Annotated in this window: 20 protein-coding genes; 5 read left to right on the forward strand and 15 right to left on the reverse strand. The window is 39.6% G+C overall.

Going from position 1 to position 26232, the window contains the following annotated elements; all coding sequences use genetic code 11:
• Positions 1–134: 134 nt before the first annotated feature.
• The gene (locus MQE36_RS00500) at positions 135–1979 is read left to right on the forward strand and encodes a fasciclin domain-containing protein (protein ID WP_242937256.1); all 1845 of its coding nucleotides are present in this window, start codon (positions 135–137) and stop codon (positions 1977–1979) included.
• 69 nt (positions 1980–2048) lie between these two features.
• On the opposite strand, the gene yidC is transcribed toward MQE36_RS00500, so the two are convergent.
• From yidC to MQE36_RS00535, 7 genes are all read right to left on the reverse strand, one after another.
• Positions 2049–3938: a membrane protein insertase YidC gene (gene yidC, locus MQE36_RS00505; protein ID WP_242937257.1), complete on the reverse strand. Its 1890-nt coding sequence runs from the start codon at positions 3936–3938 to the stop codon at positions 2049–2051.
• 85 nt (positions 3939–4023) lie between these two features.
• On the reverse strand, positions 4024–5658 hold the full coding sequence (locus MQE36_RS00510; RefSeq protein WP_242937258.1) for a CTP synthase: 1635 nt from the start codon (positions 5656–5658) through the stop codon (positions 4024–4026).
• A gap of 156 nt (positions 5659–5814) precedes the next feature.
• Positions 5815–6036, reverse strand: a complete 222-nt coding sequence (locus tag MQE36_RS00515; RefSeq protein ID WP_242938792.1) for a DUF3820 family protein — start codon at positions 6034–6036, stop codon at positions 5815–5817.
• A 10-nt stretch (positions 6037–6046) separates the two neighbouring features.
• Positions 6047–6592: a DUF922 domain-containing protein gene (locus MQE36_RS00520; RefSeq protein WP_242937259.1), complete on the reverse strand. Its 546-nt coding sequence runs from the start codon at positions 6590–6592 to the stop codon at positions 6047–6049.
• Between the two features lie 53 nt (positions 6593–6645).
• Positions 6646–8553 carry a PBP1 and LysM peptidoglycan-binding domain-containing protein gene (locus tag MQE36_RS00525; protein ID WP_242937260.1) on the reverse strand — a complete coding sequence of 636 codons (1908 nt, stop codon included), beginning with the start codon at positions 8551–8553 and terminating at the stop codon, positions 6646–6648.
• 11 nt (positions 8554–8564) lie between these two features.
• Complete coding sequence (guaA, locus tag MQE36_RS00530) at positions 8565–10094, reverse strand: glutamine-hydrolyzing GMP synthase (RefSeq protein ID WP_242937261.1); 1530 nt, start codon at positions 10092–10094, stop codon at positions 8565–8567.
• Positions 10095–10149: 55 nt separating this feature from the next.
• Positions 10150–11517 carry a pyridoxal phosphate-dependent decarboxylase family protein gene (locus tag MQE36_RS00535; protein ID WP_242937262.1) on the reverse strand — a complete coding sequence of 456 codons (1368 nt, stop codon included), beginning with the start codon at positions 11515–11517 and terminating at the stop codon, positions 10150–10152.
• A 102-nt stretch (positions 11518–11619) separates the two neighbouring features.
• On the opposite strand from MQE36_RS00535, the gene MQE36_RS00540 reads away from it, so the two are divergent.
• Positions 11620–12168 (forward strand): pyridoxamine 5'-phosphate oxidase family protein, encoded by a 549-nt coding sequence (locus tag MQE36_RS00540; RefSeq protein ID WP_242937263.1) that lies wholly within the window; start codon positions 11620–11622, stop codon positions 12166–12168.
• A gap of 99 nt (positions 12169–12267) precedes the next feature.
• On the opposite strand, the gene MQE36_RS00545 is transcribed toward MQE36_RS00540, so the two are convergent.
• Entirely contained in the window at positions 12268–13239 is a 972-nt protein-coding gene (locus tag MQE36_RS00545; protein WP_242937264.1) for a dimethylarginine dimethylaminohydrolase family protein, read from the reverse strand.
• A 170-nt stretch (positions 13240–13409) separates the two neighbouring features.
• Positions 13410–15011 carry a bacillithiol biosynthesis cysteine-adding enzyme BshC gene (bshC, locus tag MQE36_RS00550; protein WP_242937265.1) on the reverse strand — a complete coding sequence of 534 codons (1602 nt, stop codon included), beginning with the start codon at positions 15009–15011 and terminating at the stop codon, positions 13410–13412.
• Between the two features lie 188 nt (positions 15012–15199).
• Here bshC and MQE36_RS00555 point away from each other — a divergent pair, with 188 nt between their 5' ends.
• Both MQE36_RS00555 and MQE36_RS00560 read left to right on the forward strand, forming a co-directional pair.
• Positions 15200–17665, forward strand: a complete 2466-nt coding sequence (locus tag MQE36_RS00555) for a M14 metallopeptidase family protein (protein ID WP_242937266.1) — start codon at positions 15200–15202, stop codon at positions 17663–17665.
• A gap of 137 nt (positions 17666–17802) precedes the next feature.
• Positions 17803–18411 (forward strand): DinB family protein, encoded by a 609-nt coding sequence (locus MQE36_RS00560; protein ID WP_242937267.1) that lies wholly within the window; start codon positions 17803–17805, stop codon positions 18409–18411.
• A gap of 96 nt (positions 18412–18507) precedes the next feature.
• On the opposite strand, the gene guaB is transcribed toward MQE36_RS00560, so the two are convergent.
• The 5 genes from guaB to MQE36_RS00585 all read right to left on the reverse strand — a co-directional run bounded on the left by guaB (position 18508) and on the right by MQE36_RS00585 (position 23347).
• Entirely contained in the window at positions 18508–19980 is a 1473-nt protein-coding gene (gene guaB / locus MQE36_RS00565; RefSeq protein ID WP_242937268.1) for an IMP dehydrogenase, read from the reverse strand.
• A 68-nt stretch (positions 19981–20048) separates the two neighbouring features.
• Positions 20049–20549 carry a hypothetical protein gene (locus MQE36_RS00570; RefSeq protein WP_242937269.1) on the reverse strand — a complete coding sequence of 167 codons (501 nt, stop codon included), beginning with the start codon at positions 20547–20549 and terminating at the stop codon, positions 20049–20051.
• Complete coding sequence (locus MQE36_RS00575; protein ID WP_242937270.1) at positions 20546–20986, reverse strand: FMN-binding protein; 441 nt, start codon at positions 20984–20986, stop codon at positions 20546–20548. The genes MQE36_RS00570 and MQE36_RS00575 overlap by 4 nt, the downstream gene beginning before the upstream one ends.
• A gap of 195 nt (positions 20987–21181) precedes the next feature.
• Positions 21182–22348 (reverse strand): porin, encoded by a 1167-nt coding sequence (locus MQE36_RS00580; protein ID WP_242937271.1) that lies wholly within the window; start codon positions 22346–22348, stop codon positions 21182–21184.
• Positions 22349–22483: 135 nt separating this feature from the next.
• On the reverse strand, positions 22484–23347 hold the full coding sequence (locus tag MQE36_RS00585) for a hydroxymethylglutaryl-CoA lyase (protein WP_242937272.1): 864 nt from the start codon (positions 23345–23347) through the stop codon (positions 22484–22486).
• 123 nt (positions 23348–23470) lie between these two features.
• Between MQE36_RS00585 and MQE36_RS00590 the strand changes: the two genes are divergently transcribed.
• Positions 23471–25090 (forward strand): AprA-related methyltransferase, encoded by a 1620-nt coding sequence (locus MQE36_RS00590; protein ID WP_242937273.1) that lies wholly within the window; start codon positions 23471–23473, stop codon positions 25088–25090.
• Here MQE36_RS00590 and MQE36_RS00595 read toward each other — a convergent pair.
• A complete protein-coding gene (locus MQE36_RS00595) occupies positions 25087–26100 on the reverse strand; it encodes a quinone-dependent dihydroorotate dehydrogenase (protein WP_242937274.1) in 1014 nt (337 codons plus the stop codon). The two genes, MQE36_RS00590 and MQE36_RS00595, sit on opposite strands and share 4 nt — an antisense overlap.
• Positions 26101–26232: the final 132 nt, after the last annotated feature.

A 26232-nucleotide genomic window follows, 5' to 3' on the forward strand; every position in this document is an offset into this window, starting at 1 on the left:
CAAATCGCGCTAAAAACATAAAAAATACACACAAAACATTATGTTAAAAGTATATTAAAAATAAATTTTGAATTTTCAAATATTAATTTTGTTTAATACTTTTATTAAAATGTTAAACAAAAAATTATAGCGTGATGAAACATTTATTAAAAATTCTAAAGATTTGTATGTTCTCTTTCTTGCTTCTGATCACAGCGTGCAACGATGATGACGATGGAAACGGAGAAATGATGACCGACCTTACGATTGCAGAAATTGCTGCATCCACACCTGAATTCAGCGCTCTCTATGCTGCATTAGTCAAAGCAGGATTGGCTGAAACTCTTGACAATCCCGGAACTTATACAGTTTTTGCCCCGACAAACACTGCTTTTAAAAGCTTTCTTGATGCCAACGGTATTGCATCCATCGATGATGTACCCGGCAATGTACTTGTAAACTTGTTGTTAAATCATGTGCTTGACAGCGAGATCACTTCGTCACAAATCACAACCGGATACATCAATTCACTGGCTACAGGTCCAGATGAAAATAATCTCAGCCTGTTCCTTAATACCTCTTCAGGAGTAGAGATAAACGGAATGTCTGCTGTTATTAACGGTAAAGCTGATGTAATGGCCAGCAATGGAGTAGTGCATGTTGTAGATGCTGTGATCCCCGAACCTTCTATTGTAGACCACGCCCTTGCCAACGACAACTTCTCCTCCTTGGTAGGTGCCCTAACCAGACCTTCTTTTGGCTCGACGTATACAGATTTACTCTCTGGAACTGCAGGCAGCCCTTTTACCGTATTTGCCCCAACAAATGAAGCTTTCGAAAACCTGTTAATGGCATTGGGCACAAATTCACTGGATGAAATTGACGATGAAACCCTGCAAGAAGTTCTCAATTATCATGTCATAGCAGGTAGTAATGTTACTGCCGGTTCTTTAACTGACGGACAGATGGCAACCACTTTTCAAGGGGAAGATATTGTTTTTGACCTCTCAGAAGGGGCTAAGATCGAAGATGCATCTGACACTGAAGCCAATATTATAGCCACTGATGTTCAGAGTAACAATGGAATTATACATGCTGTTGACAAAGTATTAATCCCTCAAACAGTATGGAACAGTATAAACCCGACTATAGCCGGTTTTGTAGCAATGAATGAAGACTATTCTTCTCTGCTGGCAGCAGTTCAAAAAGCCGGATTGACCGATGCATTAAACGCAGATGGTGCTGACTTAACCGTTTTTGCACCAGACAATGCTGCTTTTGAGGCCTTTTTAAATTCTAATGGTTTTGCTTCATTAGACGATGTGCCTGTCGAGCTGTTAACCCAGGTATTACTGAACCATGTTATGAGCGGCGTTGCCCTTTCAGCCAACCTGTCAACATCTTATACCGGTACTTTAGCAACCAATGAAGACGGAGATAACCTTAGCCTTTATATAAACACGCAGAACGGTGTTAGTCTCAACGGAATATCGGAAGTTACTACAGCAGACATTGAAGTACGCAACGGAGTAATACATGCTGTTGATGCGGTTATCGCTTTACCGACCATAGTAACCTTTGCCACGGCAGATCCTGACTTTACCTCACTGGTAAGCGCCCTTACCGCTGAGGACCAACCTGATTTTGCAGGAATACTTTCCGGTACAACCAATGCCCCGTTTACAGTATTTGCTCCGGTCAACAGTGCCTTTGACGCCCTGCCCTCAGTACCTGTCGGGTCAGATTTAACAGCTGTACTGCAACATCATGTTATCATTGAAAACAACATACGATCAGAAGACTTGTCTGACGGAGCCTCTGTAGCGACCCTTGAAGGCGACAACGTTACAGTAACACTTCCCGGTTCGGGTAATAATATAGCAGATTTAACCGATGGCGCAGGGAATACCGGAATTGGAGTTATTGCAGTAGATGTTCAAGCTACAAATGGTGTCATTCACGCTATAAATACAGTACTCATTCCGGACACTACGAATTAATTATGAACTGGTAATTTTTAATTTATTCGTAAAAAAAAAGCTCCGTGAAATTCACGGAGCTTTAAATTTTTATTTTTTAGCGTTTTTTTGAGCTTCTGCCTGCTCCATCATTTCACGCATTTTCCTTTGAAACTTACTTTCCTTTTTAGGCTTCTTTTTATTCTCCTGAATCTGCGCATGAATTTTATCTTCATCGATTACATACTTCTTAATAAATAACATGATGAGGATTGTAATGAGGTTCGATATGAAGTAATACAAACTTAATCCGCTTGCGTAATTATTAAAGAAGAACAACATTAATAGCGGTGAAATGTATATCATCACCTTCATCATTTTCCCCATATCAGGCATTCCCTCCTGAGCAGGTTGCTGCATCATTTGCTGCTGACCGGTGGTCATCCTCATATAGATAAAAATTGCTATCGACGCCAGAATCGGAAACAAACTCACGTGGTCTCCATAGAATGGGATTTTAAACGGAAGTTTTGCTATTGCATCATACGATGATAAATCGTCCGCCCATAAAAAACTCTTTTGTCTCAATAAAAATGCTGTCGGGAAAAACATAAACAATGCATAAAATATTGGCAGTTGCAACAAAGCGGGAATACAACCGCTCATTGGATTTACACCGGCCTTGCTATAAAGCTTCATTGTTTCTTGCTGCTTTTTCATTGGCTGATCCTTATACTTCTCATTGATCTCTGTCACTTCCGGACGAATAACTTTCATCTTGGCCTGTGACAAGTATGATTTGTAAGTAATAGGAGACATTAGAAGTCTTACCAAAATGGTCATAACTATAATAGCAATACCATAAGGAAGGAAAGAACTTAAAACATCATAAAGCGGAGTAAAGACATACTTGTTGATCACTCCGAAAATTCCCCATCCGAAAGGAACTGCATCAGCAAGTTCTAAATCTTTATACTGCTTTAATATTTTAAAGTCTGTTGGCCCGTAATACCAGTTTAGGTTCTGGTTGATTTCACCACCTTGCCACTCCAGTGGTATAGACGCCGTATACGCTTTTGTATACTGTGCCTCGGCACTTTCTTCCTCTACCAAATCTTCTGATGTAATATCAGCTGTTTTAAACGGAACATTAGAGATTAAAGTAGCCATAAAGAAATGATGTCTGTAGGCCAGCCACTTAACAGTTTCAATAGCTTCGTCATCATTTCCGGTAGGACTCAGTTTACTGGTTTTATCGTCTTCATGCTTGTATGTAAGCCTGGTATACCTGTTTTCATAAGTAATACTTTTTGAATGACGGATCGTTTTCATATTCCAGTCGAGTTTAACAGGCTGACTGGAATTAACAACACCACCAAGCCCCTGCGACCTGATGGTAAAATTTACCATATAATCATTGGGCTTCAATTCATAACGATACTCCAGATATTTATCGTTAGAAACCTTGAGTTTCATAGACAACACCTGGTTTTCACCACTTTTGGTAAGCGTAGGCTCGAAGTACAGGTCTTGCGTATTTAAATTTCTGTTATCTGTAGTTGCAAAGCTTAAATTGAATGAAGCGTTACCGTCTCTCACCAAATAAACCGGTATCGAGTCATAGGTAGTAAAATTCTTCATTCTGGCTTCTACAATTTGCCCTCCCTTATTGTTGATTTTTAATTCAACCAGGTCATTCGCTATTGTTGTAATATTTTCTGTTGCCGAAGGTAGTGCAGCCGAATAACCAAAAGCTCCTAAAGCATCTTTGTATCCTGCCAAAGCCACAGAGTCTGTAAGATCGACCGCTGCCTGCTGACCCGATGTTACGGCAGTAGCTTCCTGATTCTCCTGTTTAGCTTTTTCTACTTGTTCTTGTTTTGCCTTTTCGGCTTGTAATTCTTCTTCTGTAGGCTTATTGTTATAAAGTACCCACATTAGTATAGCCCCGATAAGAACGAAACCTACTATAGAATTAATATCAAACTTTTTTTCTTCCATTTAAAATGAACTTAATTTTTACACAACGAACGCCGAACCAGGTTCAGCGTTAACGAATACACAAAGATATATCCAAAACTTTTATTTATGCCATAGTGGCATGAGCTTTATCATTTTTGTATTTCAATGCAGCCTTAACAAATGCTACAAATAAAGGATGCGGGCTGGCTACCGTACTTTTATATTCCGGATGATATTGAACTCCCACAAACCAAGGATGTGATTCTAATTCAACAATCTCTACCAAACCTGTTTTCGGATTAAAACCTGTTGCCTTTAATCCGGCTGCCTCAAGCTGCTCTTTAAACTTATTATTGAACTCATAACGGTGACGATGTCTTTCCGAAATTATGCTCTCCTTATATACCTCCTTTACTATGCTACCTTCTTTCAGCTCACAGTCCCAGGCTCCCAAACGCATTGTTCCTCCTTTATTCTCTACCCCTTTCTGATCTTCCATCAGGTTAATCACCGGGTATGCCGTCTCGGCATCCATTTCTGCTGAATTAGCCCCTTTCAGGCCAAGTACGTTTCTTGAAAATTCAATAACAGACATCTGCATCCCTAAACAAATTCCAAAGAACGGAATCTTGTTTTCACGGGCATATTTCACGGCATCGATCTTACCCTCAATCCCTCTTTCTCCAAAACCTGGTGCGACCAGAATACCGTCTAAACCTGCTATTTTTTCTGCGATCACCTTATCATCTATAAACTCAGAGTGAATTGGCTCGACATGAACTTTTACTTCATTCTCAGCTCCGGCATGAATAAAAGCCTCCAAAATAGACTTATAAGAATCCTGAAGCTCCACATACTTACCTATTAACCCGATCTTCACCTCATTTTTAGGGTTTTTATGACGCTGTAAAAACTGATTCCATCTTGTAAGGTCAGGTTGTTTTACTGACGACAAGGCCAGCTTCTGTAATGTAACCGTATCCAACCCTTCTTCCAACATTAAATTAGGAACATCATAAATGGTCGAAGCGTCAATCGACTGAATAACAGCTTCACGCTTAACATTACAGAACAATGCAAGTTTTTGTCTTAACTCATCGGAAAGCTCGTGCTCAGTCCTGCATACCAGTACATCTGCTTTGATCCCGCTCTCCATCAAGGTTTTAACTGAGTGTTGGGTAGGCTTTGTTTTTAACTCTCCTGCAGCCGCCAAATACGGTACCAGGGTGAGATGAACCACAATAGCATTGTTATCCCCCAACTCCCATAATAACTGACGTACAGCTTCTATATATGGCAACGATTCAATATCACCAACAGTTCCGCCTATCTCAGTAATTACAATATCGTATTCCCCGGTATTCCCCAGAATCTGTATCCTGTCTTTAATTTCATTTGTAATATGCGGAACTACCTGCACCGTTTTACCTAAAAACTCACCACGTCTTTCCTTTTCAATAACACTTTGATAAATACGCCCTGTTGTAACATTATTTGCCTGAGAAGTCCTTACATTCAGAAAACGCTCGTAATGTCCGAGATCCAGATCAGTTTCTGCACCATCATCAGTAACATAACATTCACCATGCTCATACGGATTTAAGGTTCCGGGATCGACATTTATATAGGGATCTAATTTTTGTATCGTTGTTTTATAACCACGTGCTTGGAGTAATTTTGCCAATGAAGCTGCAATAATTCCTTTTCCTAATGAAGAAGTTACACCACCCGTAACAAAAATGTATTTGGTATCTGCCATTATGAATAAAATGTTGTGTTGTTGTATTACGGCGGCAAAAGTACAAATTGCAGATGGAATTTAACTAAATAAATCCTTAAAAAATACAAACCGGTATGAAGAAAACAAAAAATACGTAAAAAACTGTAAATCAACCTTTTTAAAGAGAAAATCGATCTAATATCGCTTTTGAATCTCCCGGATCAACCCCTCTAAACCGTTTACTTTTATCTCGTACATAGCCTGCATCTGCTCGCCCAGTTTCCCCTGGGGAAATCCCTTCTGTCTGAACCAGGTATAATAAGGCTCCGGCAAGTCTATCAAGTACCTGCCTTTATACTTTCCGAAAGGCATTTTAGCCCTGGCCAGTTCAATTAAATATTTATTATCCGGCTGCATGTTCACTATCCTATCTTTTTCTGCTATTAAGTTTTAAATACTTCTTGAGCTTGCCTTCTATTTTACTTTGCCAGAGTACCTGTGCCGACTCATGAACGGATGATTCCGTTTGCTTATCATAAGCTTTTTGAACAGAATCCATCTCTATAGTAATCCTATCGTGCATTTTTTCCAACTCAAGTTCCACATCGTCATTAAAACTCAGTTTACCGATTTCGTAAATCAGCTTCTGAGCATACAAAGCCGTTATATCGAAATGAAGCTGCTCATGAGCCAGAACATTGTCATTCACATATTTCGGTTTATACCAGCTGTCTTGTGTAGAAAAATAAGCAAACACAACCACCTCATAATTACTGTTTCCCTGATCAGTCCTTGTAATAAGCTTATAACCTATGCCACTTGAAGTTACGGCAACAGCATTTGAATTGATTTTAGGAGTTCCTTTAAAATCTGCCCATGCTAATTTTTGCCCTGCCTCCCAGATAATAATTTCTCTGGGGGTTCTTTGCAGAAAAGCCAATGCCATCAGGAATGATAATACCAGGGATTTCATTTTTTAAACATTTATCCCCTAAAATTAAACAAAAGGCATCAGCCGCAGCCTATTTATTTTACTTCTTTAATCTCGAGATTGTCGTATTTCACAATATACACGCCTGTATTCATATACCCGCCTGCATATTGCTTTTTATAGGCAAACTTGTTTTCAAGATACTCGGTCTCACCTACCCGTGAAGCTACCCGGTAGAGATCCTTATTATACGACAAACGCAACAAGATGTCCATCATTAAATCAAAACCCCTGATAGCATATCGGTTCGGATAACTACCAAAACGTTCCTCATATACTTTATGAAAAGTATTGTCAAGTGAAGAAGGCTTGTCTACTGTAGGATAATGAAATTGCAATGCAGACAAATACGAGTTCTTAATATCATCGCTGGTTTCATAGGCATCTCCTTTATTTGTAGTAAACATTACGATCTTCCGATGGTCTGTCCTGAGTGAATTTAGAACGTTCGCTATGTTTGTCAGTAATGGAATACGATTAGACTCAACAACAACCCAGTTCTCTTTTTCTTTAGAAAGACTTCTTTCAAGGTTAACCATTTTCACATAGTTGTCGGATTCTGTTGTTACAATGCTGGCTGAAGGAATTCCGGCCTTTAATTTATTCTTCACTATAGCATTCTTACTGTCGGCTATAATAATAATATGCTTGTCCTGACCTTTTTCGACAATAAAATCGATCATCTTATCTACCAAAACTTCATCCGACGGCAATGTCTGAAATACATTTTGGTACAACTCTATATTCTTATTCGTAAAAGGAGCAAAAACAGGAACATTATGTCTTCTAAGGCCATAGGATAATTTATTGAACGATCTGTATGTAAACGGTCCGATTACAGCATTGTAAGCCGTAAAATCAGTATTGTTCAACAACTTCGACACTCCCACTTCAGTTCCTTCTGTATCTAATATCTTAATATCAGCATTAACTCCCAGCTTTTTCACAGAGTCTATAGCCACCAACATTCCTGAATAGAAGTCAAGAGAAATGTTAAGTAAACGATCTGCTTCAAGTTTTTTTCTCGCATCATTTGATGATTCAAAATCGATCTCATTTAGCTTTAAAGGAATAGCTACAGCTATCTTAGATATCAATTGAGAATTAATACTATCCGTCAATGTAAACTTAGGCATTAGCTTGCCATCTTCCTGCACATTGTACGCACCAAAAGTCTCTTTAGGAAGCTTTAATATCATCCCTGCTTTCAAACCGTCCTGAGCCTCAGGATTCAATGCCAGAACAGAGTCTTTCTCCAGACCAAACTTAACTTTTAACCTGAAAAACCCTTCCCGGGGCTGAACTACATAATAGTTATAGTTCAGATTATCGACCGTCTTTACACTATCCTGATGGATATCCGGAACTAAAATCTCATCGCCGTCTTTAAGCACTTCTCCCATATCAGGATTCAGCTTTTCCAGTTCCGGAACAGAAATCCCATGTTCATATGCTATTCGCCATTTACCTTCTTTTGGCTTTACTACGTATTCAACAAGACCATCAGGTATAGAGCCTGCCTCTTCCTGTACAGCAAGATATTGTATTTGAGGGATACGGATTTTTTCGCCTTTATCCAGCTGTCGGCTGTAAAGCTCCTTATTATACCTCTTGATATCCTCTACTTTTACATTATAACGCTTGGAGATACTGAAGAGGGTTTCCTTCTTTCTTACTTTATGAGTAATGAAAGTGACCTTCTCCTGAAAATTTTGGTCGTTCTCAACTGTAGAACTTGAAGGTATGATCAAGACTGTATTTTTTCTAACTCCCGTTTTAGCCTCAGGATTTAATTTTAAAATAGCGTAAGGGGTTACCCTGTATTGTTTAGCTATACTTTCTATCGTTTCCCCTTCTTTTACCTGATGTGTCTTAAACTGGTTTTGTGCAAAAACCGAAACACTAAAAATAAAAGCTAAAAAAAATACAATCTGTTTATTCATACTTAATTTATTTATTCCCATTCAATGGTTGCAGGTGGTTTTGAACTAATATCGTACACTACTCTATTAACGCCTTTTACCTTATTTATTATCTCATTTGACATTTTTTGTAAAAAGTCGTACGGCAAGTGTACCCAATCTGCAGTCATTCCGTCAGTACTTTCTACTGCCCGCAAAGCTACACATTTTTCATAAGTACGTTCATCCCCCATCACTCCAACTGAATCTACAGGAAGTAAAATTGCTCCTGCCTGCCATACCTGATCGTATAAGCCCCAGCTCTTCAACCCGTTAATAAATACCGAGTCCACCTCTTGTAATATACTTACTTTTTCAGGTGTGATATCTCCCAGGATCCTGATTGCCAACCCCGGTCCCGGGAACGGGTGTCTTCCTAACAGCTCCGGGTCGATTCCCATAGAAGCTCCCACTCTTCTCACCTCATCTTTAAATAGCATTCTCAGCGGCTCAACCACTTTCAGTTTCATAAAATCAGGCAAGCCGCCTACATTATGATGACTCTTAATAGTTGCCGACGGCCCGTTTACCGAAATAGATTCAATAACATCCGGATAAATAGTTCCCTGCCCTAACCATCTGGCATCTTCAATCTTGTGTGCTTCATCGTCAAACACTTCTATAAACACGCGTCCGATGGTTTTTCTCTTTTCTTCAGGATCAGAGATCCCTGCTAATGCATCCAAAAAACGTGCCGAAGCATCTACTCCCTTCACATTAAGCCCCATACCTTCGTATTGATCCAATACGCTTTCGAACTCATTTTTACGAAGCAGTCCGTTATTTACAAAGATACAGTGAAGCTGGTCTCCGATTGCTTTATGTAACAAAACAGCAGCTACTGTTGAATCGACCCCTCCTGAGAGACCAAGAACAACCTTGTCTTTTCCAACTTGCTCCTTCAATTCATCGACCGTAACATCTACAAAATTAGCCGGTGTCCAGAACTGGTCTACTCCTGCTATTTTTACAAGGAAATTCTCCAACAATTGCTTTCCGTCTGTTGAGTGGTATACTTCCGGGTGGAACTGAATCGCATAGGTTTCTTCTCCTTCTATTCTGTATGCAGCATTTTCTACATCATGAGTGCTCGCTAAACGAACCCCTCCTGTCGGAAGTTCTTTGATGGTATCGCTATGGCTCATCCATACCTGGCTCCCTGCTTCTATCCCATCAAAAAAAGTTTCTTCTTCTTTAATGTATGACAAATTCGCTCTACCATACTCGCGGATATTAGACGGAGCTACATTCCCCCCTCCAAAATGAGCAAGGTATTGTGCACCGTAGCATACTGCCAATATTGGTACTTTTCCTTTTATCCCAGAAAGATCAGGGTGCGGTGCTTCTTCGCTTCTCACGGAGAATGGACTCCCTGATAAAATAACAGCTTTAAAGCTTGAAATGTCTTCTGGTAAATTGTTGTAAGGATAAATCTCGCAGTAGATATTAAGCTCTCTGACACGACGAGCTATTAGTTGAGTGTACTGCGAACCGAAATCTAAAATTAATACGTTGTGTTGCATGCGCAAAAATACTACTTAATGCTAAAAGCAAAAGGGATTATTTAACTTTTTTATTTTACATCGAATCTAAAATGGCCTTAATATCTCCTTCTGTCGTATCAGGATTGATAAAACAAAACCTGGATACCGTTTCATATGTATCGCCATTCTTCCATTTGGTTGGTGTAACCAGTGCAAATCCATCTCGGTGATTTCTAAAGGTCCATTCTCTGTAATCTTCCGGAGACCATCCTTTCCTTCTATATAATACACACGAAAGTCCGGGTGCTCTTACCAGCTCCAGATCAGGGTGTTCTTCAATCATTTCAGCCGCCGATCTGGCTAATTCGATACCACGTTCGACAGCCCATTTATATTTATCGGTTCCATGCATGGCCAGAGAAAACCACAAAGGCAGGCCTCTTACCCTCCTGGTAAGCTGGATCTGATAATCTGCCGGATTGAATCCCCGGGCTCCTTCGTCCTTAAAAATCTCCAGATACGACCCTTCCTGCGAATGTGCCGCTTTGGCCAATTCAGGCTTTTTGTATATTACTGCACCGCAATCGTATGGCGAAAACAGCCATTTATGCGGATCTATGGTAATACTATCGGCCGCTTCGATTCCGTTAAACAAATGCCTTACTGAATCGGCTGCCAAAGCACCTCCTCCGTAAGCGGCATCAACATGAAACCACAGCTTTTCTCTTTTACACACTTCAGCGATACCATCAAGCTCATCTACAATCCCTGCATTTGTAGTTCCTCCGGTAGCTACTACCGCAAACAACCGCTCTCTTTGATCCGGCGACAATGCATTGATCGCTCCGGCAAGATCTGTCCCCAGCAACCTGTCTTCTGAATCTACCAAACAAACGTCTACATCGATCACCTGGGCCATTGCTTTTATTGATGAATGTGCACCGATAGAGGTGATGATCAGTCCTTTTTTTCCTTTGTTTTTCTCTTCCCTTCTCCAGGTTTCCCTGGCTGTAACCATGGCTGAGAGATTCGCCGCAGTTCCTCCACTGGTGAATACCCCGAAAGATCCTTCCGGTAGCCCGGTTAACGATACCAGCCATTTCATCGCTTCATTTTCACAGAAAATTCCTCCGGCACCTTCCATCCAGTATGCACCATGGATACTCGAAGCAGAAGTGACCAGGTCAAACATTATCGCTGCCCTTGTCGGCGATGCCGGGACAAAAGCCAGGTGTCTCGGATGATCGATCGGGACTGTCGCCTTTACCAGCACATCCTTAAATAACTGTAATGCTTTTTCGCCCCCTATACCTTCAGCGGTAACCGTCTCCCCAACTATGGTTCTAAGGTCTTCTTCCTTCATTGGCTTGCCCAATTCCGGTGATGTATTTGTAATTCTGTTAATGACATATTTAGCTATATCCAATGTCATTTCAACTACATCAATATCTATATTATGCATATTTTGATTTTTAAAACCACAAAGGTAAGGTTTTGCAAAACTTTAAAATCCCTTTTTAAAACTGATGTTAAAATTTAGTAACTTTATAGGAAGTAACGTATTATGATACCGGATATCCTAGAAAATATTAAAACTGAACTGGTAAAAGGTACCACCGTCAAAGGGCACCCTTTCAGACTTTGTGTCATGGCTACTGTCGGCATTAACAATTCTGCCCGGATCAGAACCGTAGTGTTAAGGGATGTCGATGAACACTTCAACCTAACCTTCTACACCGATAAACGAACTAAAAAAGTCACGCACATCAGAGAAAACAGAAATGTAAGTCTCTTGTTCTATCACCCTGACCTAAAAACGCAGGTCAGAATAGAAGGTTTTGCCAAGGTGGAAGAAAAAGAAAAAGCGATAAGAGGTTTATGGGATAAATTACACGACGATGCCAAAAAAGATTACACTTCTGCAGAAGCCCCGGGAACAAAAATAGGCCATCCGGACTTTATCACACATCTTAAAGACGAACATTATTTTACAGTTATCAGGGTTTTATCTCAAAAAATAGACTACTTCGAGCTTAAACCCCACAAGCACGTAAGGGCTGCATTCTCTCTGGAAGACAACAACAAATGGAACGGTACATATTTGGTGCCATAGTCTTTTAACCTGTCGTTATTGGGTTACTGCATCTGACACTCAAATAAAGATCAAAAACATTCTCCTTTTCCATCTTCATTACCCGTTTCCCCTATACCATCAGACTTCATGTCTGATGAAAGCCTGTGTGCTACAACGAAACGAGCCACCGAAACTCCGGCTCACCGTAAAATCGATGTATTCTACCCTTATTCCTTCTTCTTCAATCTGTTTTCCGATATGTTCAAAAGCAGGATCAGTAATATACACTTCTTCCGAAACAGGCAATCCGTTCACTGCCAGCTCCCTGGCTTCTTCTAGTGTTACGGAAATCCTTTTCCAGTTTGCCAGTTTATCCGGTATTCCATCTAAAAATGCATCTTCACATACCACCATAAGGTTTTCTTTTACCAAACCTAATGCACAGTCGAGGTGAAGGATGTCAGGATGCAACCGGACCGTTTCTACCGAATAACCGGAAGGTGCAAGCAGGTTATAAAGCCATTGTATTCCGGAATCATTGGTAGCCAATCCCGAATTCCCTACAAATATTTGCTTGCCCAATACCAATACATCTCCCCCCTCTATAAAAAGGCTATTCTCACCGATCAGACCATCGTTGGAAACCATATCCGGTTTTGGAACGGATACATAGACACAATCACCGAAACTGACTTCTTTCAAAAGAATATTTCGTAACGGCAATATTTCATTTCTACGGTGTAAAAAACGAAGAGCCCCTTCAATAACAAAATTGCCTATCACAAAAAAAGGGTCGCGCGTAAAGAAATTGGAGTATCCGTCTTTCGGACTTAACCGTTTCTCTGCTGAGGTCAGTTTTCCCGGAAGCAATACTTCAACCCCGTATTTTTCCAATACCTCCTTTAGTTTCTTCCGCTCGCATTCCCACCTTAGCTGCAAGTCAGGATGGGCTTCCGAATAGTCTTTTCCTCTATTCCTGATACTGTCAGTTATAGCAGATCTCTCCAGAAACCTTAAATCTTCCTTACGAACTTCTTCCGGATAACCAAACTCGGATTCAGCTAATACCACTTTCTGTAAGGGGGCAAATTCACTCTCAACAAAAATCATATGCAAACTGATTTCAGAACATAAAAATACACACTCATTTTCAAATCGCCTCCAACCGAAAATCATTAAGAAAACAACCTCACTCTGCCGGCGCAAATTTGAAGGCTCGTGATATAAATCAGGTGGTTTATAACTCATCCGTCAAACCTGAAAAAGCCTGTTAATGGCGATTATTCTTCCATAAGAAGTATAGCAAACTCCAAATGCAACGGATCCAGATTTGCAAATAATCCGTCCAGCAAGCCCGATCCATACTCGTTATAGAACTCAGAAAAGTTTTTGGTTCTTTCCTGAAGAGATCCATTAGGGAATAACATTTCCTGAATTGCCGTCATTCTCTCCACTTCATCGGACAACTTTCTTTTTTGAGCTTTCAGCAAACGTTGTTCCAGCATGTCCAATCCTTTCAATTGTTTAACTTCTTGTGCCTTTACAGCGTTTAAAAAAGTCTTATCCGTCAATTCTGCCAACCGATACATTTCTTTAAACTGTGTTGTAAGCTGTTCCCGCTGGGAATCAAAGTTTATATCTATATTACTGATCTCTCTGACCCTTCTGTTAATAAAGTTATGCCTTTTTAAAAACAAAGACTTGTATGAAATATGAAGCCTCTCCAGTTTTTCTGCTTGCTTTTTTTCGACCAATAAAACTGAATTCCTTAAAAGCAGAACCGGAAACACCACATCAACCCTTTTGAAAAATGTTTTTAATTGCAACCAATATGCTAACTCGCCCCCGCCCCCTATATAACAAAGATTTGGCAGGATCACTTCCTGATACAATGGCCTCAATAACACATTTGGGGAAAATCGTTCCGGGTACGCCTGCAATTCTGCCAGAATCCCGTCTTCAGAAAAACCTATCTCCGTATCATTTACAGCAAAACCCTCCGCTGTTTTTACGATCCGCTCTCTTAAGCCCTCTTTTAAATAAAACAGATTGATCTCTCTGGGGTTAACCTGAACTTTATAGTCTTTAGATGCTAATTCAGCAGCCGTCTTACCGACTTCCTCATACGAACACTGAAACTTTAACTCTTTTTCTACATAAGGAATAAAAAGCCTTTTAAGGTTCTTATCATTCCCGTCTACAATTACCAGACCACAGGCTCCGAAAAGCTCATTTGCAAGATACCTGGTAGCATCGGTCAGGTTAGCATGCTCCAGATAAGCTCTTTTGAACAAATCTCTCAACTTATCCGCGTCTTTCCCCACGCCCAGTTCGAGATTCAATAACTCAAAAACATCCTGAAGCCCTTCTGTAGACAACTCTCCCACCGCCCCCGAAACTTCTTTGTTCCACTGAAACTTTTTCCCTTTGAAATTAAAAAAGTTAATTTCATCAAAATCATGGTCTTCTGTTGCCATCCAGTATACCGGAACAAAATCATATGACGGATACGCTTCCTTAAGTTTTTTAGTGAGATTGACAGCAGAGATGATTTTATATAAAAAATACAACGGTCCGGTAAACAAATTCAGCTGATGTCCTGTTGTTATGGTAAAAGTCGATGCTTTCTCAAGCAAATCAATATTCTTTCTCGTATCAACCGACAACACAGTTTCCTTATATTGCTTTTTCAAGGAACTAACCAATACCTTTCTGGTTTCAGGACGGTATCCGGATTGTTTCTCAACTATCTGATCCTTAAAATTCTCTATGGAAGGGTAGCGATTATAAAGGGGATTTACGTTTTCATTTTGCTCTAAATAATCTAAAATAAGATTTGAAAAATAGCCGGTATCTTTAAAAGGTATACAGTCTGCAAGCATATATAGTTCTTATTTTTGAAAAATGATTAGTTCTTCCTGATCATTCCCGGTAAATAAAGTCGCCAAACGGAAGAAAACCTTAATAAAAAGTAAAGATAAAACTCTTTAACATTCTAAAAACTAAAAATTCGTTAAGATTGTCCGGGTGTTTATTTATTAGTAGTTTTATACACTAACACCTCATTTTAATGAAACCGACACTACTCATTATTGCCTTCTTAAGCGCCTTAATAGCAACCTCTCAACCGGTTAAGTCTCCTTCAGGGTTTTTAGGATATGAATTGGGAAGTTATTTCTCTCGGCATCATCAGGTTATCGATTATTACAAACATCTGGCCAGGACATATCCGGAAAAAATAAGGCTGGAAGAATACGGAAAAACATATGAAGGCAGAGAGTTGTTATTGGTTTTTATCTCATCCGAAGAAAATATCAACAACCTTGAAAATATCCGGAAAACCCATTTGAACACTGCTAAGGGGAATGATCCGGGCAATAAGGTTATTGTCTGGTTAAGTTATAACGTGCATGGAAATGAAGCTGTCAGCACCGAAGCATCGATGCGTACATCCTACGAACTGCTTACCGGAAAACAGGAGTGGCTCGAAAACACAATCGTGATCATCGATCCGTGTGTAAATCCTGATGGCAGGGACCGATATGTCAATTGGTATAACCAATTCAAAAACTCGCCATATAATGCAGACCCGAACAGTAAGGAACACCATGAAGAGTGGCTGTCGGGCAGACCTAATCATTATATGTTCGACCTCAACCGCGATTGGGCATGGATCACACAAAAAGAAAGTCAGCAGCGCCTTAAAATGTACAATAAGTGGTTACCACATGTCCATGTGGATTTCCACGAACAAGGCGTCGATGCTCCATATTATTTTGCTCCTGCAGCCGAACCGTTACACGAAGTCATTACCGACTGGCAAAAAGAGTTCCAGGCTACTATTGGAAAAAACCACGCAAAATATTTTGATGAAAAGGGCTGGCTTTATTTTACGAAGGAGATTTTCGATCTATTATATCCCAGCTACGGGGACACATACCCTACATACAATGGTGCAATCGGCATGACCTACGAGCAAGGCGGCAGCGGAAGAGCCGGTCTGGGGATCATAAACAGCAACGGGGACACCTTAACCCTTAAAGATCGTATTGCCCATCACAACACAACAGGCTTATCTACGATAGAGATCTCGTCATTGAACGAAAAAAGACTTAATGAAGAATTCAAGAAGTTTTATCATAAACAGGATTTCAAATACAAAAGCTATGTGCTATCAGGCGATCCAGGCAAGATTCAGCTGCTTACAGACCTGCTCGATGCACATGAAATAGTATATGGATATGCTGACCGCCCTTCAACTGTTAAGGGCTACGATTTTTCCGAAGGCAAAAACGGATCTGTAAAGACAACAAAAAATGATCTTGTAATAAGCACAAACCAGTTAAAAGGTACTCTTGTCAAAGTTCTTTTTGAACCCAAAACAAAACTGAGTGACTCCCTCACCTACGACATCACCGCCTGGTCATTACCTTATGCATATGGTTTAAATGCCATCGCATCGGAAAACCATATTCCCGCAACCGAAAAGAACGAAAACTTTTCTTCAAGCATTCATTTCTCGGCAGATAATTATGCTTATGTCGGAAACTGGAAAAGCATGAATGACGCCAGGTTCCTCGCTACACTTATTAACTACAAGGTCAGGGTACGCTACACTACGGAACCTTTTGAAGTAAGGGGACAATTGTTCGACCGTGGTAGTCTTATCATAACCACAGCCGACAACAAACATAATCCAGCTTTTTTATCACAACTAAAAGAAGCCAGCGACAAACATAAAAAAGAGCTCGTTGTTGCCGAAACCGGTTTTGTAGATTCGGGAAAGGATTTTGGTTCTAATGCCGTTAAAATGATTCCTAAAGTTAAAATCGGAATATTGTCAGGCCCTCCTTTTTCCACACTAAGCTTTGGTGAGGTATGGCATTATTTTGAACAACAGTTAAAATACCCTGTCTCCGTACTCGGTTTAAGTTATTTTAATCAGATAAATCTTTCCGAATACGATGTCTTAATACTCCCGGAAACAAGAGATCAGATCAACGACAATGTCGTGAAGCTTATTAAAAAATGGGTTGAGAACGGGGGGAAGCTGATATCCATAGGAAGTTCTGTTAACAACCTGGCAGACGACAGCGATTTTGGTATCAGCCATAAAAAAGAAGACAATGATAATGAAGTTGACGAAGGTAATTCTGTCGATTTAACCCCTTTTAGCGGCCATGAAAGGGATTATATGAAGAAAATGATAACCGGTGCGATCTTTAAAGCTAAAGTTGATAAAACCCACCCTATGAGCTTTGGATATGATGATCATTACTTTACTTTAAAATTGAACAGCTCTGCATACGAATTCCTGAAAGGAGGAAATGCCGTTTATATAAACGAAAAACACTCCCCATATAATGGTTTTGCAGGAAGTGACGCTATCGCCAAACAAAAGAACACAGTGGTTTTAGGATCAAACCCTCTCGGAAAAGGTCAAATTGTAATCATGGTTGACAACCCTCTTTTCAGGGGGTTCTGGGAAAACGGAAAGTTATTCATAGCGAACTCCGTATTCTTTTTAGGCAACTAATCCCGCTGTAGCGCAAAGCGACAACCATTTACTGATTTTCATATAATTAGTATTTTTTTGTTTATTTTTTTGTATCTTAACATGAAGAATTCACATGATACTACACCTACGATTCAGTAACCAAACATCATACTAAAATGAAACTGAGATCCGTATTCCTTTTCGTTTGTGCTTTCGTACTCAGCACAACCCTTTTTTCCCAAAATTCATTATCCGAAAAAGACAAAGCCCATGCCGTTAAATACCTCAATGAAACAGAAACAGAGCTTGTAAAAGCCGTAAGCGGCCTTAATGATGAACAATTAAATTTCAAACCCTCTGAAGAATCGTGGTCTATAGCCAATTGTGTCGAACATCTGGCTCTCTCAGAAAACAACCTGATGGCTGCCATTAAAAAATCTATGGAAGAAAAAGCCAGTGCTGAAACCATAAAAGAGTTACAAATGAGTGACGGCGACCTTCTGACAATAATCACCGATCGGTCTAACAAGGTAAAAACATCCAAACCTTTTGAACCGTCGGACAGTTTTGGATCTTATAGCGAAACCCTCAAAGCGTTTAAGGATCGTCGCAAGAACAGCATCAAATTCGTTAAAAGCGACAATGTTAATTTAAGGAACTATGTTCTGAATTTTCCCTTTGGAAAAATTGATGCCTATCAGGCTATATTATTTATGTCCGGGCACACCAACAGGCATGTTCAGCAAATAGAAGAAATAAAAGCCGATCAAAACTTTCCAAAATAACCAGCCAATAACCACTTACAAACAACCAACCAAAAGGAAGAGCCTTGTAAGATTACTTACAAGGCTCTTTTTAAAAACTTTATCCGGATAAAACTCTTATCTGCTATAATTAGGCGCTTCTTTGGTTATTGTAATATTATGAGGGTGGCTCTCCTTAATACCACTACCCGTAATCTTCACAAAACGTCCGTTTTCTTTCAATGCATTTATATCCTTAGCACCACAGTACCCCATCCCGGCCCTCAAGCCTCCGATAAACTGGTGCATACTCTCATTTAGTTCACCTTTATAAGGTACACGACCTACTATTCCTTCCGGAACCAGCTTCTTAATATCATCCTCTACATCCTGGAAGTACCTGTCTTTACTACCCTTATTCATGGCTTCTACCGATCCCATCCCTCTATATGACTTGAACTTTCTACCTTCATAGATAATGGTCTCTCCCGGAGATTCTTTGGTACCGGCCAAAAGTGATCCAAGCATTACACAATCGGCGCCTGCTGCTATCGCCTTTGGTATATCACCAGTATAGCGGATACCTCCGTCAGCTATCACCGGAACGCCGGTTCCCTTTAATGCCGCCGAAACCTCAAGAACAGCAGAGAATTGTGGAAATCCTACACCTGCAACTACTCTCGTTGTACAAATCGACCCGGGCCCTATCCCTACTTTAACTGCATCCGCACCATTTTCGGCTAAATACAGTGCAGCCTCCGGGGTAGCTATATTACCAACCACTATATCTAGTTCAGGAAAAGCCTTCTTCACCTCTTTCAATACAGTAACCACTCCTTTCGTGTGTCCATGTGCCGTATCTATAACAATGGCATCTATACCGGCATTAACCAGTACTTCGGCTCTTTCCACGGCATCACCGGTAACACCTATAGCGGCAGCTACTCTTAAACGACCGTACTTATCCTTATTTGCGATTGGCTTCTGGGTCAGCTTGACTATATCCCTAAAGGTTATTAAGCCCACCAGCTTTTGGGCTCCATTTACTACAGGTAATTTTTCAATCTTATTTCCCTGTAAAATATGTTCGGCATCTTTAAGCGAGGTCCCTTCAGCAACCGTTACCAGGTTTTCACTCGTCATCACTTCCGTAATAGAGCGGTCTTCTTGTTTCTCAAACCTTAAGTCCCTATTGGTAACAATCCCTTTTAAAAACCCATCCTCATCTACTATCGGAATACCTCCAATACTATGCTCTTTCATGCATTGCTTTGCATCTGCAACCTTAGCAGTGAGTGGTAATGTAACAGGATCTATAATCATACCGCTTTCAGCACGCTTCACTTTACGAACTTCTAAAGCTTGTTGCTCTGCAGTCATATTCTTATGCAGCACTCCGATTCCACCTTCTCTGGCCATTGCTATTGCCATTGCCGATTCGGTTACAGTATCCATAGCAGCAGCTACGATAGGTACATTCAGAGTGATGTTTTTAGTAAATTTTGCCTGAATATTTACTTCGCGGGGGAGTACCTCTGAGTAATTAGGTACGAGAAGAACGTCGTCGTAGGTCAGACCTTCGCCAACAATTTTAGCATCGTGAGCTTTCATATTGCAACTTGTGATTTTGTTGCACGCAAATATACTGCTTTTTTATAGAAAATTAAGTGCTTTAACTATTATTTAATTCTATCCTTATGAAAACAAAGCTGATAGAGAACAATAATAGCAGAAGTAGTATAAACCAAAGTCATTAAAACACCCGATAACACTACTATATACTTCATCCAGCTTACACCTAACCACATTAAATATATTCCTCCAAAGGTGATAATAATTGAAACAAAGGGTTCTACAAGTAAAAAAGATTTTACCCTTTTTGGAAGTTTTGCCAAAAACAACAGAATTCCCAATAAAAAAAAGATAAATGACATAGAAAGTACGTGAGTATGTATGATCGTAAGCATCTCTCTGGATCCCTTTTTAAATTTCATAACCGGAGCTTCTTCATCATTTTCGTTCCCCATATAGTTTTCTTCAATTCCATGAGGCGTAACTGAATCTGTTTGAGAGACAAATAATAAACCTGTTAAATACCCAACACTAAGCACTAATACAAAAGCACTTAAAAACATTCTGAGTTCTTTTGGAAACGTAAGAAGTAATCCGTTATAATTCATTCAATTATTTTATTATCATACAAATAGCCCAGTGAAGCCAAAAGATTATTCACTGCTTTGGTCATCGAATTTACTGAAATTGTTGCACCGGAAATTGCGGCTATATCATTGAGATTTTCATTTTTTTTCTTTCCTTCAAATTGTCTCAACCAACGCTTACTTCCTATTTCTCCTCCATATTCCTCACGATAAACCAGCACCTTAGTTCTTTTAACAACCAGATTCTTATCAAATAAAACCATATAGTCAAACTGAGCTGTCTTACTTGGGGCCTTATCTACAAAAACATAACCTAAAAGCTCATCTCCTTTTTGTATCCTGTATAAATTTTCTCCAGTTATCTTAGTCGACAACTGACTGTTTATCTCTTTATCAATCTTTACCGCTAAAAGCTCAAATGTTTCTTCTTGAAAAACTTCTTTTATTTCTTTGTACACTTTTTTCTGGATTCCCTTTGGAAAATTAAACCCCATCAAAAAAAAGGCAAACACGCAAGCCAATATTGTTAATCTCCATCTCATATTACAAAATTATCAATTTTACGAACTCCATAATTCTTTAAAGCAGTAAAAGTTGAGGCAGACAAGCTACCCCAACCCATTATATCAGATAAAATATCTTCATACTTTTCTTTAAAACCAAACCCCTACACCGAAGTTCAATCTGTTTGTTACATCTCCGCCGCTAACTGCATTATCTCTAATTTGGTAATCTCCTTTGAACACAACTCCCGGAGTTATATGATATGACAATCCAAGAGTCCAGTCGTTTCTATTATAAGCATCATTTCTAACTAAAGCCCCATCTGTATCGGCATGAGTATCATATTGCTCATACCTGGCAAAAGCAAACAATTTTTGCTTGTTTTGCTGAGGAAGCAAATTATATGCTCCTTCTAAATACCACCCTTGTAAAGCACTTCCTAAATCAGCTCCATAAAGAGTATTGTAATCTTCGGTATCAGATAAACCAGCATAGATAAACTGCCCCCTGGCCGTGAAACGATTATAAGCATAACGAGCATCTAACCCCACCATTGAAATAGCTATATCTGCCCCATCAATCATATCAACATCATCTTCAGCCTGCGTACGACCAAAATATCCTGCAAACCCTAAACGTAATCCGGGAACTCCATAATAATCAATCTTTGCAGATACGTTAGGCGTATTAATTGTAGACTGAATTCCTTTTTGGCGACCATTTCTTAATCCATTTGCGCCACCTAAATATTTATCTCCATTTACAGATGCAAATCCGTTAAATAAATATGCTTGGTAACCTAAGTTCAACTCATTGAATCTACCAGTAACCCCTACTCCGATTTCTCTCCAGGTAGATGGCACTATAGATCCGTCAACAGCGGGTCTTTCAGTTCCATTAAATGTTGTAGGTTCATGAAACTCATTAACAATCCCCATTGGCACAAGCATTAAACCTGCTCTTAAGTTTATATTATCAGCTACATTATAGTTAACAAATGCTTGCTCAATATAGACTTCCTCTACATGTTCAAATTCTACTTCGGTTACAAACTGCACCTTTTCACTAAACTTGTATCCTACTAATAAAACTAAGCGCTGAACATCCAGCTCTCCATTATCACCCTCCGGTTGATTATACAAAACTTCACCATAACCGCCCACTGTTACAGCTTTTCCATAATTTCCAGATAAAATACGCTGAGCAGCATTTTGCTGTTGTTGAGGATCTAAACTTTGAGATGAATCCTGAAGTGTCTGAGCTATAGTTGTTAAAGTTAGAGCTCCAAAGACTAATGAAAGTATTACTTTTTTCATTAAATTATTATTTAGACTTAATTTAAATAAATATAAATTTGTGAGGCAAAAGTAAAAATGAATTTGAAACCGCCAAAGCTTATTTAGATTAATTTTAAGTAAATTTTAAGAATTTTACAGAGATGAAGATTTTTCCTAATGATAATTTCTAAATATCTTTAACGATTCGTTATAGGCACTCTCAAAACTCATTGCGCCAAGACCTGTATGAGCTTTTTCTGTATTAAAGTATGAAAGCAGTCTTTCTGTCGGCATATTACCAGTCAGCTTATCTTTAGCCATCGGACATCCGCCATACCCCATAATAGCTCCGTCAAACCGCTTACACCCGGCTTTATATGCTGCATCGACCTTTTCATACCAACTGCCCGGTGTTGTATGCAAATGTGCTCCGAACTCAATGTTTGTGTATTGTGGAATCAGGTTGGAAAATAAGTATGTAATAACATCTGGCGTTGAAGAACCGACAGTATCGGACAACGAAAGAATACGAACGCCCATAGATGATAGTTTCTCAGTCCAATCACCAACTATATCAACATTCCACGGATCACCATAGGGATTTCCAAAGCCCATTGACAAATATGCCACAACCTCTTTATCAGCCTTATAAGCTATTTCTAATATCTCTTTGAGGACATCAATGCTTTCTGCGATGGTTTTATGCGTATTACGCATCTGGAAGTTCTCCGATATTGAAAAAGGGTACCCTAAATAATTTATGGCCTCAAATTTTGAAGCATCCACAGCTCCTCTTACATTGGCAACAATAGCCAGGAGCTTACTCACGGCTGAAGAAAGATCCAGCTTTTGCAGAACATCGGCCGTATCCACCATTTGAGGTATGGCCTTAGGCGAAACAAAGCTACCGAAGTCAATAGTATCAAACCCTACCCGAAGCAGAGACTGAATATAGTCTGCCTTTTTCTGAGTAGGAATAAAATCTTTAATTCCCTGCATGGCGTCACGCGGACACTCTATAATTTTAACTTCGCTCATTGCATCAAAGATAGAAACGTTTTTCTTTAATAAAAACAATTTTTATTCTGATGATCCTTCATTATTATCCCGTAAAAAAATTCAGAAAATATGTATCTTTAAGAACATCCAACCAACAAACCAATGCTTACCAGAGAAGAAAAGCAAGAATTCAGATCCGAACTTTTTAAGCATCTCGACGGAATCGTTATTGCTCCGACGGTATACAGTTTATATCAAAACAAAGTGATAGCCTGTATAAATAATTCAGGTGTCCCCGTATCAGTCATCGAGCTATCTGCTGCCTTCAATGCAAATCCCGGTTATCTGAATGTTGCCCTCAGGCTCTTAAGTTCTCAAGGATGGATAAATTACCAGGTAAACAACAAAACGGGAAACATCACAATCCGGAAAAACGAAAACACCGGTCATCTTATGCTTTATACTGAGCTCTATATGACAGCTGTCAGTCTTATGAAGCTGACCCGGAAAACAGGATTGGATGAATTGACCCAGGAGCTTGTTTTAGCTATGGAAAAACTTTTTACCACCCTTCAGGAAGCAAAAACACAGCATGATTTTACGGATGGTAAAAACAAAAAGGTATACCTGCAGGTATTGTCGCATATCGAAGGAGTCCTAATCGGCCCCCTGATTGTCATTCTGGGCAGAGGTGGCATGTTCCACAAATACTTTATGGAAGCATCATTCAAACCTGAAGAATACCATAAAAAACCCCAAATATTTAAACAGGTATTAGACATCCTGACGAAACTAAACTGGTTTTCCAAAAAGAATGGTACATACCGTTTCACCGAAAAAGGCTTATTCTTTGCGAAACGGGCCAGCGCATACGGAGTAACTGTGTCTTACACCCCTACCCTAAGAAACTTAGACCAGTTAATTTTCGGCGATTACAAACCCTTAAGGAATATCGAACCTAACAAACCTGAACCTCATATATACAGGGAAATGAATGTATGGGGAAGCGGGGGAGCACATGCCGTTTATTTCAAAAAAATAGATGAAATCATACTTGACATCTTTAACAAAGAACCTGTGACCGAACAACCTAAAGGGATTTTGGATATGGGATGCGGGAACGGGGCTTTTTTAATTCACCTGTACAATCTGATTGAAAAACAAACTAAAAGAGGAAAACACCTGGATGAACATCCTTTATTTTTAGTAGGGGCAGATTATAACGAAGCAGCCCTGAAAGTTACCAGGGCTAACATGATACAGGCTGATATTTGGGCAAAAGTCATCTGGGGAGATATCAGCAATCCTGTATTATTAGAACAGACCCTCAACAAAGATTATAATATCCAGTTAAAGGAACTTCTTAATGTCCGTACTTTTTTAGATCACAACCGGATCTGGAAAAAACCAGATCATCAGCCAAAATTCATAAGCAAATCTACCGGAGCTTTTGCACACAAAGGAGACATCCTGATGAATAATGATGTGGAGCAGAATCTTACAGAACATTTAACCCTATGGAAGCCTTATGTTAAAAAATTCGGGCTACTGGTTATTGAACTCCATACCATCCCCCCACAATTAACTGCCGGAAACATAGGAAAAACGGCTGCTACAGCCTATGATGCCACCCATGGTTATTCCGATCAATACATTGTAGAGATAGAGGTGTTTGAAAATGCAGCAAAGAAAGCCGGCCTGTATATCGACAAGAAAAACTTTGCCAAATTCCCCGATTCCGAACTGGCTACTATCAGCATTTGTTTATTAACAGGTAACTAAGCGAGTAAGGCTTTATTTATATCCTTTATCAACTTAGGTCCCTGATATATAAATCCGGTATAGACCTGTACCAAATCTGCTCCGGCCTCTAACTTTTCTATGGCATCCTGTGCAGAATGAATTCCTCCAACACCTATGATCGGGAAAGCTTTATTGCTTTTTTCTGCTAAAAACCTGATCACTTCCGTAGATCTGTCCGTCAGCGGTTTGCCGCTTAACCCTCCCGCTTCTTTTTTATTCTCAGAGACCAGTCCATCTCTTGAGATAGTCGTATTGGTCGCTATCACCCCGGCTATCCCGGTATCTTTAACTATATCTATAATATCGAGCAACTGATCGTCTGTTAAATCGGGAGCTATTTTGAGCAAAATAGGTTTTTGAACAGGCTTTTTATTATTAAGTTCTTGTAAGGTGTTTAACAGTAATGTTAACGGTTCTTTATCCTGGAGCGCCCTTAAGTTGGGTGTGTTTGGTGAACTCACATTCACCACAAAATAATCAACAAAATCATATAGCGCTTCAAAACATACCATATAATCAGTAACGGCTTCTTCATTTGGAGTAACCTTATTCTTTCCTATATTTCCACCGATAAGCACCCCTTTATTCTTTTTCAACCTTTCAACAGCCTCATCAACCCCGCCGTTATTAAAGCCCATACGGTTAATTATAGCGCTATCTGCCTTCAGTCTGAATAGTCTCTTTTTGGGGTTACCAGCTTGAGGTTTAGGCGTGAGGGTTCCTATCTCTATAAATCCAAATCCAAAATTTGAAAATTCATTAAAAAGACGGGCATCTTTATCGAATCCGGCCGCCAACCCTACCGGGTTCTTAAAATTCAGTCCGAAAACCTCCCGCTCTAAACGTTTATCCTCTACCTTAAAGACTCCCCTGATGAAAGCCGGCACTCCCGGAATCTTATGTAGTGTACGAATTGCAGAAAAAGTAAAATAATGTACCTTTTCAGGGTCGAAAAGGAAAAGAACGGGACGAATAAGAAGCTTATACATGCTGATTTTGTTTGGGCAAAAATACTCTAAAAAAACAGGAATGAAAAGCAAGTCTTCCTGTTCTTTTTCAGAGAAGGGAGCATACAAGCAAAACAATAATCATCACCATAATAAAACTGCTTCACAGGCCCT

It is taken from the genome of Zhouia spongiae (genome assembly GCF_022760175.1).
GTDB lineage: Bacteria > Bacteroidota > Bacteroidia > Flavobacteriales > Flavobacteriaceae > Zhouia > Zhouia spongiae.

What these genes read in the sequence shown, in the direction of transcription:
- bshC (WP_242937265.1), bottom strand. Translation starts at nt 15,011, where the DNA reads ATGCTTGCAGACTGTATACCTTTTAAAGATACCGGCTATTTTTCAAAT.
- MQE36_RS00510 (WP_242937258.1), bottom strand. Translation starts at nt 5,658, where the DNA reads ATGGCAGATACCAAATACATTTTTGTTACGGGTGGTGTAACTTCTTCA.
- MQE36_RS00520 (WP_242937259.1), bottom strand. Translation starts at nt 6,592, where the DNA reads ATGAAATCCCTGGTATTATCATTCCTGATGGCATTGGCTTTTCTGCAA.
- MQE36_RS00535 (WP_242937262.1), bottom strand. Translation starts at nt 11,517, where the DNA reads ATGCATAATATAGATATTGATGTAGTTGAAATGACATTGGATATAGCT.
- MQE36_RS00540 (WP_242937263.1), top strand. Translation starts at nt 11,620, where the DNA reads ATGATACCGGATATCCTAGAAAATATTAAAACTGAACTGGTAAAAGGT.
- yidC (WP_242937257.1), bottom strand. Translation starts at nt 3,938, where the DNA reads ATGGAAGAAAAAAAGTTTGATATTAATTCTATAGTAGGTTTCGTTCTT.
- MQE36_RS00545 (WP_242937264.1), bottom strand. Translation starts at nt 13,239, where the DNA reads ATGATTTTTGTTGAGAGTGAATTTGCCCCCTTACAGAAAGTGGTATTA.
- MQE36_RS00500 (WP_242937256.1), top strand. Translation starts at nt 135, where the DNA reads ATGAAACATTTATTAAAAATTCTAAAGATTTGTATGTTCTCTTTCTTG.
- MQE36_RS00525 (WP_242937260.1), bottom strand. Translation starts at nt 8,553, where the DNA reads ATGAATAAACAGATTGTATTTTTTTTAGCTTTTATTTTTAGTGTTTCG.
- MQE36_RS00590 (WP_242937273.1), top strand. Translation starts at nt 23,471, where the DNA reads ATGCTTACCAGAGAAGAAAAGCAAGAATTCAGATCCGAACTTTTTAAG.
- MQE36_RS00555 (WP_242937266.1), top strand. Translation starts at nt 15,200, where the DNA reads ATGAAACCGACACTACTCATTATTGCCTTCTTAAGCGCCTTAATAGCA.
- MQE36_RS00580 (WP_242937271.1), bottom strand. Translation starts at nt 22,348, where the DNA reads ATGAAAAAAGTAATACTTTCATTAGTCTTTGGAGCTCTAACTTTAACA.
- MQE36_RS00570 (WP_242937269.1), bottom strand. Translation starts at nt 20,549, where the DNA reads ATGAATTATAACGGATTACTTCTTACGTTTCCAAAAGAACTCAGAATG.
- MQE36_RS00585 (WP_242937272.1), bottom strand. Translation starts at nt 23,347, where the DNA reads ATGAGCGAAGTTAAAATTATAGAGTGTCCGCGTGACGCCATGCAGGGA.
- guaA (WP_242937261.1), bottom strand. Translation starts at nt 10,094, where the DNA reads ATGCAACACAACGTATTAATTTTAGATTTCGGTTCGCAGTACACTCAA.
- guaB (WP_242937268.1), bottom strand. Translation starts at nt 19,980, where the DNA reads ATGAAAGCTCACGATGCTAAAATTGTTGGCGAAGGTCTGACCTACGAC.
- MQE36_RS00595 (WP_242937274.1), bottom strand. Translation starts at nt 26,100, where the DNA reads ATGTATAAGCTTCTTATTCGTCCCGTTCTTTTCCTTTTCGACCCTGAA.
- MQE36_RS00515 (WP_242938792.1), bottom strand. Translation starts at nt 6,036, where the DNA reads ATGCAGCCGGATAATAAATATTTAATTGAACTGGCCAGGGCTAAAATG.
- MQE36_RS00560 (WP_242937267.1), top strand. Translation starts at nt 17,803, where the DNA reads ATGAAACTGAGATCCGTATTCCTTTTCGTTTGTGCTTTCGTACTCAGC.